Origin of the sequence: Pelagibacterium mangrovi, from assembly GCF_036662815.1 — a bacterium.
Taxonomy (GTDB): Bacteria; Pseudomonadota; Alphaproteobacteria; order Rhizobiales; family Devosiaceae; genus Pelagibacterium; species Pelagibacterium mangrovi.
Genome location: NZ_JBAFXA010000005.1, coordinates 341805 through 348370, shown reverse-complemented (window position 1 = coordinate 348370; position 6566 = coordinate 341805). Strand labels below are relative to the sequence as shown.

General features: G+C 58.1%; 6 protein-coding genes and 1 pseudogene. 5 read left to right on the top strand and 2 right to left on the bottom strand.

The features are described from left to right. Nucleotides 1-54: 54 nt before the first annotated feature. Both V4T21_RS11215 and cueR read left to right on the top strand, forming a co-directional pair. Nucleotides 55-1356: pseudogene (locus V4T21_RS11215) on the top strand (heavy metal translocating P-type ATPase); the annotation flags it as partial. Further along, nucleotides 1353-1814, top strand: coding sequence for a Cu(I)-responsive transcriptional regulator (cueR, locus tag V4T21_RS11210; protein WP_090599157.1), 462 nt, complete (start codon nucleotides 1353-1355; stop codon nucleotides 1812-1814). The pseudogene V4T21_RS11215 and the gene cueR, both read left to right, overlap by 4 nt. A gap of 14 nt (nucleotides 1815-1828) precedes the next feature. On the opposite strand, the gene V4T21_RS11205 is transcribed toward cueR, so the two are convergent. After that, complete coding sequence (locus V4T21_RS11205) at nucleotides 1829-2284, bottom strand: c-type cytochrome (RefSeq protein WP_332716575.1); 456 nt, start codon at nucleotides 2282-2284, stop codon at nucleotides 1829-1831. A gap of 144 nt (nucleotides 2285-2428) precedes the next feature. Here V4T21_RS11205 and V4T21_RS11200 point away from each other — a divergent pair, with 144 nt between their 5' ends. Both V4T21_RS11200 and V4T21_RS11195 read left to right on the top strand, forming a co-directional pair. Continuing rightward, nucleotides 2429-2836 (top strand): hypothetical protein, encoded by a 408-nt coding sequence (locus tag V4T21_RS11200; protein ID WP_332716572.1) that lies wholly within the window; start codon nucleotides 2429-2431, stop codon nucleotides 2834-2836. Continuing rightward, complete coding sequence (locus V4T21_RS11195; protein WP_502256932.1) at nucleotides 2829-3425, top strand: PIN domain-containing protein; 597 nt, start codon at nucleotides 2829-2831, stop codon at nucleotides 3423-3425. The genes V4T21_RS11200 and V4T21_RS11195 overlap by 8 nt, the downstream gene beginning before the upstream one ends. Nucleotides 3426-3455: 30 nt before the next feature. Here V4T21_RS11195 and V4T21_RS11190 read toward each other — a convergent pair whose 3' ends face one another. Next, nucleotides 3456-4250 carry a YdcF family protein gene (locus V4T21_RS11190; RefSeq protein ID WP_332716567.1) on the bottom strand — a complete coding sequence of 265 codons (795 nt, stop codon included), beginning with the start codon at nucleotides 4248-4250 and terminating at the stop codon, nucleotides 3456-3458. 178 nt (nucleotides 4251-4428) lie between these two features. On the opposite strand from V4T21_RS11190, the gene V4T21_RS11185 reads away from it, so the two are divergent. Then, the gene (locus V4T21_RS11185; RefSeq protein WP_332716564.1) at nucleotides 4429-6468 is read left to right on the top strand and encodes a heavy metal translocating P-type ATPase; all 2040 of its coding nucleotides are present in this window, start codon (nucleotides 4429-4431) and stop codon (nucleotides 6466-6468) included. Nucleotides 6469-6566 lie beyond the last annotated feature (98 nt).

Sequence of the window (6566 nt, the reverse complement as noted above, 5' to 3'; positions counted from 1 at the left end):
AAACCTCCTTAACTTACAACCTCAAACCTGTGCCATGGGTGCTGACGGCGGACACAAGGGGCAAAGCTGCCGATCCAGGCGTTGGTCGACCGGGTTACCGGGGTCTTTGTGCCAATCGTCATCGGTTTGGCCGCTTTAACATTTCTGGTCTGGCTGATGTTCGGCCCCTCTCCACAGCTGAGCTTTGCGCTGGTCAACGCCGTCGCCGTGCTCATCATTGCATGTCCATGTGCCATGGGGCTGGCGACGCCCACATCCATTATGGTTGGCACCGGGCGGGCGGCCGAGCTAGGCATCCTGTTCCGCAAGGGCGACGCGCTGCAAACGCTGCGATCGGCCGAAGTCGTCGCGCTCGACAAGACCGGAACTTTGACATTGGGCCAGCCCGAGTTGACCGATCTGATCGTCGCTCCTGGGTTCGAGGAAGATGACGTTCTCAGGCTCGTGGCAAGCCTCGAGCAGCACTCCGAACACCCGATAGCCGAGGCGATCGTTCGCGGTGCGCATGCCAGGTCTGTGGACCTTTTGGCCGCCGATGATTTTCTGGCCGATCCGGGTTTTGGCGTCACCGGTGACGTGGATGGGCGCAAAGTGCTGGTTGGGGCCGATCGTGCTTTGAGACGCAGCGGAATTGAGGTCGATTCATTTGCAAACCAGGCGGTTGAATTTGCCGAAATGGGAAAGTCGCCACTCTATGCAGCAATTGATGGACGGCTGGCCGCCATCATTTCGGTGGCCGATCCTATCAAGCCCACGTCACGCACAGCGATCGAGCGCCTTCACGCCCTTGGGCTTAAGGTGGCGATGATCACAGGCGATAACGAAAAAACCGCCCAGGCTGTAGCCAAACAACTCGGTATCGACGAGGTAGTCGCCGAGGTGCTGCCGAGCGGTAAGGTCGACGCCATCAAAGCGCTTCGCGGGGCAGGCCGCCACCTCGCCTTTGTGGGCGATGGTATCAATGATGCGCCCGCGCTTGCCGAAGCCGATGTCGGCATTGCCGTGGGAACGGGAACGGACATCGCGATCGAAAGTGCCGATGTGGTTTTGATGTCGGGCGACCTCACCGCCGTCGGCGACGCCATCGCCTTGAGCAAGGCGACCATCCGCAATATCAAGCAAAACCTCTTTTGGGCATTTGCATACAACACTGTCTTGATCCCGGTGGCAGCCGGTTTGCTCTATCCCGTTTGGGGAATTCTGCTCTCGCCGGCCCTCGCTGCGGGGGCCATGGCCCTTTCGAGCGTGTTTGTGCTGGGGAACGCCCTGCGGCTGAGGCGGTTTTCGCCTCGGCCCATCAATCCTCATTCCGTACCTCAGCAACTTTCCCAGATGAATCTGGAGCCCGCACAATGAATATCGGACAGGCAGCCAAAGCTTCAGGCGTATCGGCAAAAATGATCCGCTACTATGAATCCATAGGGCTCATAGCGCCGGTGCACCGAACAGATGCAGGGTATCGCATCTACGATGATCAGGACGTCCACACATTGCGGTTCATCAGCAGGGCGCGGGATTTGGGGTTTTCGGTGGACGACATGCGCGAACTTCTGGCGCTGTGGCGGGATCGCGAACGGGCCAGCGCGGATGTCAAAGCGATCGCATTGGCCCATGTAGAAATACTGGAGGAAAAAGCCAGGGCCCTGCAGCAAATGAGCGAGACGCTAAAGCATCTCGCCTCCCACTGTCATGGAGACGGTCGCCCAGACTGTCCCATCATCGAGGATTTCGCCAAACCTGAATTGGCCAAACAAAGGTTGAAACGCAAGCCTCGCTTTGAGGCAGGAGTTTTGGTTTCCGCGAAACCGGGATAACTGCCTTCTGACTATCAGTTTTGCTCGGACATTTGTTCTTGGTAAGCGCGTGCGCGTTCTGGCCAAGTGCTTTTGATGTAGTCGAGAATTGCCTCGATCTCGTCGTCAGTGAGCAGGTCCCCGAACGCCGGCATGTCGCTTTCATAATTTCCACCAACAATTGCTGCCACGCCATCATGAGTGATGCGAAAAAGTTGCTCGTCGCTGTGATGCCAGGTGTGACCTGTCTCATCATGGGGAGGAGCCGGCATGCGACCGTTAGGCAGACGCTCGCGCCATTGGGGCTGGCCCTCGAGCGTTTCACCGTGACAAGCAGCGCAATTGTCGAGATACAGCTGCCGACCTTCGGTCGAATTCTCGACGGCATGCGAGAGGGTTCCGCCGGTCGCGATGGAGACCGCAAGAATGGCCAAGAGAATACTCACCGATGCGGTTATGACCGCTATTGGAGCCATGGTGGAATTTTTCATTTTTAGGGTTGTGCGCCGGAAAGCATGGCGATGTCGACCAATCTATCCGCAATTTTAGTCATCTTAGGGCGTGCATGAATTTTTGGCGACCTTCTTGATGTTTTCCGTAACTTACGTATAATCCCCGTGGGAGAGGAAGGCGTCATGCAAAAAGTTCCGGCAGCCGAGATCGCGAAGAACTTCGGAGAGTGGCACGATCGTGCCTTGAACGAGCCGGTCTTCGTAACTCGATATGGACGCGAAAGCGTAGTGATCGTTTCTGCACAATTGTATGGTGACCTCGTCTCGACAAACGATATTGCCAAGAGAGACGAGAGGAAGCGCACGCCTCTCTTTTCGCCTCATCAGATTCTCCAAGCTTACTCTCGTGGCCACATCGGGTCTGATGAGGCTGCCACGCGACTTGGCCTGGGCGGGTATCGAGACCTTGCTGTCGCCTTGGCGGATGCCGGTCTTCCCCTTCCGGGCACCGACGAAAATCGCATTCAAAGGGAAGCAATCGGCGCGGCGAAACTTTTGGCCCCTTATCTTCTAAGGGACAACGATGCTTAGGCTGGTCCTTCCCGACGCAGGGCCCCTAATCAGTTTGGGGCTGATTGACCGACTGGATCTTCTTGATCGCTTCGACTGTGCAATCGTGGTCACCGATATGGTTCGGTACGAACTTGAGCGTGGTGGTGAAGGTGCTCCGGACAAGCCAGCACTGGATCGGTGGTTCTCAAAGGCGGGCAATCGCATCCAGTCCATCGAAACAACGTATGGGCTCATGTATCAGGCTTTGCCACCGGATGTTCAGCGTCGCATCCGGCTGACGACCGACGCCGGTGAAAACTCCATCAGGGAATTTTCCGATCACGTCCGACACACTTTGTCTCGGGAGGATCAGATATTGATCCTCTACGAGGACGGCAAAGTGCCGACCAAAGATTTCGGTCCACAAGCCCACCTCGTTCACACCTTCGCCTTCTTATCGGCGCTGGAGAATATGGGTGTCATACAGTCTGCCGACGCGTTGCGCGAAGCAATCCATCGTAAACGCCGAAGTCTTGCACGCGATCTCTTTGATCGACCAGCAGTGGATGCTGGAGATGAGAGTTGGACGCAGAACTACGATACGCAGCCAGGTGGTTCTGGAATGTGAACCGATGCTGCAACCATGCAAGGCTCAGTCTCAATCCCGCGGCGATGGAAAAATCTCGTCAGTGAACCCTGCCAGGCGATAACCCAAAAGACCGATCCATTCATGGGCCGCCAGATCAGTCGCCGCCAGGCCGCTCGATGCTGTTCCTGGCCAATACGAGCCAGCAGATCCGGTCCGATAGTCGACCGGATAGGGCAGGACCGAAAGATCCGTGTTCCTGAAGCAAGCAACGGCGCGGGGCATGTGACTGGCCGATGTCACCAGGATCCAGGTGCCTTCCGCCCGCTCACCAAGAGCGGCCGCCGTTTCTCGAGCGTTTTCGCAGGTGTTGCGGGACAGTTCTTCCAGGGCAAGGCGTTCGGCGGCAACACCAGCATCCACTAGGGCGCGTCGCGCCAGCTCGGACTCAGTGAGGCTGCCATCATTTGAAAGATGTCCGCCGCCGCCTGAAAGAAAAATCTCGGCCTCGGGATAACGCGCTGCGAGCATGCGTGTCTCAACAATGCGCTCGCCGGCTTCATTAAGAACGATTGTGTCCCGGTCGAAAGAAATGTGCGTGTCGACAGCACCACCGAGCATGATGATGCCCGCAACATCTTCGGGCAGTGCTGTCCTGGGAAATCTGTTTTCCAATACGCCCAACGCGAACGGGCCAAGAGGTGACCAAGCCGCAAGGGCCAAACCCAAAATCGAAACGATCCCGAGTGCGGCAGCCAGTTTCCGGATCTTCATGACCCAAAACGCCAGCGTCGCCAGAAGGGCCAGCAACAGAACGTTGGACGGCGTGAGAAAGAAGTCGAGAATTTGCGAAAGGGCAAAGAACACCGGAAACCTCCCTTGGTTTCGCCACCTAACACTGGCGGCATCAACAAAGGATTGACGCGAATAGGACTTGACCTTCCCAGCATTGGAAGGAGCACGATACCGTTAGGTTGTCTCACCCGCGGTCAGTGCTCGTGGCTGAAAACATGTAGTGCTGTTGCAAGAGCGAAGAGGGATTGGAATGGATCAGCATCAACAACACCGTCATGCCCATGGCACTGCCGAGACCGAAGGCACCACGGGACGCGACAAGCATGCGGGGCATTCGGTGGCAATGTTTCGTGACAAATTCTGGCTCTCACTGGCTCTAACAGTTCCGACGGTGTTTTGGGAGCCGATGATCCAGGAATGGTTCGGGTATACGGCGCCACAGTTTCCAGGGTCCGCATTCATCCCCGCTTTCTTTGGGACAATTGTCTTCATCTACGGGGGGTGGGTGTTTCTGAACAGTGCAATAGGTGAGCTCAAGGCGCGGCTCCCGGGGATGATGACGCTGATCTCGCTGGCCATCTCCGTTGCGTTTGTCTACAGCGTTGCCGTCTTGCTCGGGTTCGACGGTCACCCGCTGTGGTGGGAGCTGGCCACGTTGGTGACCATCATGCTGCTGGGACACTGGATCGAGATGCGCTCGATTTCCCAGGCGCAAGGCGCACTCAACGAACTGGCGAAATTATTGCCCGATTTGGCTGTACGGGTAATTGAAGGAGATAGAACCGAAGAGGTGCCCGTGTCGGGCCTCAGGACGGATGACGTCGTTCTTGTGCGACCAGGGGCCTCGATTCCTGCCGATGGCGTCGTCATGTCGGGCAAAAGCGCTGTCAACGAATCCATGATTACCGGGGAATCTCAACTGGTCGACAAGACAGATGGATCCGAAGTGCTCGGCGGCACCGTGAACGGGCAGGGCTCCCTTCGAGTGCGCGTGCTTCAAACAGGTCAGGAGACGGCCTTGGCCGGCATCATGAGGCTGGTTTCTCAAGCACAATCATCCCGCTCGCGCGCCCAGGCGCTGGCCGACCGGGCCGCCTTTCTGCTCACCGTCGTTGCCATCGTTGCCGGTGTCGCGACCCTTGCCGCATGGTCGCTGCTCGGTGCCGAGATCGATTTTACGGTTACCCGGGTGGTGACCGTGCTCGTCATCGCCTGTCCTCACGCCCTAGGGCTCGCCGTTCCACTGGTCACGGCCATTTCAACCACCCTGGGTGCCCGCAATGGTTTGCTCATTCGGGACCGTCGCGGTCTTGAGGAAGCGCGAAATCTCGACACGGTCGTATTCGACAAGACCGGAACATTGACGCTTGGTTCCCACCGGGTGGTCGAGATTGTCGCCGCGAAGGAAAATGATCCGGATACGGTATTGTCGCTCGCAGCAGCAGTCGAACGGGACTCCGAACACCCAATCGCACAGGCATTGCTCAAGAGCGCAGAAGACAAAGGTCTCGCGCTCCCGCGGTCGTCGAGTTTCGAGGCGGCAGCTGGCAAGGGCGTCGAGGCTGTTGTCGAGGCACGCCGCTTGTCCGTTGGGGGGCCGGCGTTGTTGCGGGAACGCAATGTCGAGCTCGACAATGACATGGAGAACGCAAGCCGTCGCTTTGGTGACAACGGGCAGGCCGCGATCTATCTTTTGGAGGGCGAGAACGTTTTGGCCGTTTTTGCGATCGCCGATCAGGTACGCCCGGAGTCTAGGGAGGCAGTAGCCAAGCTACAGTCGATGGGTATCGAGGTCGTCATCCTGACGGGGGACTCAGAGGCCGTTGCGCGATCTGTGGGTCGAGAGCTTGGGATAGATACAGTCTTTTCCGGCGTGTTGCCCGATCAGAAATCGGACAAGATCAAGGAACTGCAGGCTCGGGGCAAGCGCGTCGCCATGGTAGGTGATGGCGTCAACGACGCTCCCGCTCTCGTCACCGCCGATGTAGGTGTGGCCATAGGTGCGGGAACCGATGTTGCTGTCGAAGCAGGCGACGTGGTGCTAGTGCGTTCCGATCCCCGGGACATTGCCCGCATCGTAACCCTCAGCCGCGCGACCTATCGCAAGATGATCCAGAACCTGTGGTGGGCCGCCGGATACAATATTGTTGCGATCCCGCTCGCTGCCGGGGTGCTCTATTGGGCCGGTATCGTCCTGGCGCCCGCGGTGGGGGCGGTGCTAATGTCTGCCAGCACGGTCATCGTTGCGATCAACGCTCAGTTGCTACGGCGGCTCGACATGGCGCGATAGACAGATCTTACTCGGACGAGCCCGTCGGAGATGGGTTGCGCGGCCGAGGCAAAGCGGTGTCGGCTATCAATGCACGCGGCAGACGAGGAAGGGCGCGC